This window comes from Rhizorhapis sp. SPR117 (assembly GCF_021742065.1).
In genome coordinates this window covers 1-1,074 of the sequence record NZ_JAKKIE010000190.1, presented here as the reverse complement: position 1 = coordinate 1,074, position 1,074 = coordinate 1, and the positions used below count along the sequence as shown (strand labels likewise).

Below are 1,074 nucleotides of genomic sequence, written 5' to 3'. Positions count from 1 at the left end.
GCATTGCCTGCCGTGATTGTTCCTTCCGGACGAAAGGCCGGCTTGAGGTGGGCGAGGCTTTCGAGCGTCGCATCCGGCCGGTTCTGCTCGTCCCGCGAAAAGCTGGTCGGCCCCTTTCGTCCCGGAATTTCGATCGCTACGATCTCGCTGTCGAACTTGCCGGCCGCCTGGGCCGTACTGAATCGCAGTTGCGAGCGCACGGCCCAGCTGTCCTGGGCTTCGCGCGAGATCTGGAATTTCGTGACGAGGTCCTCGGTCACCCAGCCCGAATGCTGGTCGGCGAACGCATCGTTGAGCCCATCATGGAGCATGCTGTCGAAAAGCTTGCCATCCCCCATCCGATAGCCCCAGCGGCCCTTCTCGATGAGGTAGGGCGCCTGGTCCATATTCTCCATCCCGCCCGCGACGGCGGCGTTCGTCAGGCCCAGCATGATCTCCTGCGCGGCGGTGGCGATCGCCTGGGCCCCCGAGCCGCAGACCCGATTGACGGTCATCGCCGGCACCGCGTCGGGGATCCCGCCCCCGATCGTCGCCTGCCGCGCCGGGTTCATCTTCGCGCCGGCCTGCACCACCTGGCCCATGACGACCGTATCGATCGCATCCCCGTTGACACCGGCGCGCTTCAGCGTCTCCGCGATGGCGATACTGCCGAGTCTCGGCGCAGCCATGTCCTTGAGACTGCCGCCATAGCTTCCGATTGCGGTTCGCACAGGTGCGCAAAGAACGATATTCGTGGTCATGATCTTTTCCTTCCATTCGGCCGCTTCAGGCCATGTATTTGCCACCGTTGATCGAAAGCGTGACGCCTGTGACGAAACCGGCTTCGTCCTCGACCAGGAAGAGGACGCCGCGCGCGATCTCATCGGGCGTGCCGAGGCGCCCGACGGGAACGGCGGCCAGAACTCCCTTCATCGCCTCCGCCGGAACCGCGGCGACCATCGCTGTGTCGGTATAGCCCGGCGCGATCACGTTGACCGTGACATTACGCGCCGCACCTTCGAGCGCGAGCGCCTTGGTGAAGCCGATCACGCCCGCCTTGGCGGCGGCATAGTTGGTCTGGCCGAACTGCCCCGA

Annotated in this window: 2 protein-coding genes; both read right to left on the bottom strand. The window is 65.2% G+C overall.

Annotation, left to right across the window (positions count from 1 at the left end; translation table 11 throughout):
- A partial coding sequence (locus L3X40_RS22655) for a thiolase family protein (protein WP_272908151.1) occupies nucleotides 1-740 on the bottom strand: 740 nt, incomplete at its 3' end.
- A gap of 25 nt (nucleotides 741-765) precedes the next feature.
- On the bottom strand, nucleotides 766-1,074 hold a 309-nt coding region (locus L3X40_RS22650; protein WP_237367437.1), incomplete at its 5' end, for an SDR family oxidoreductase.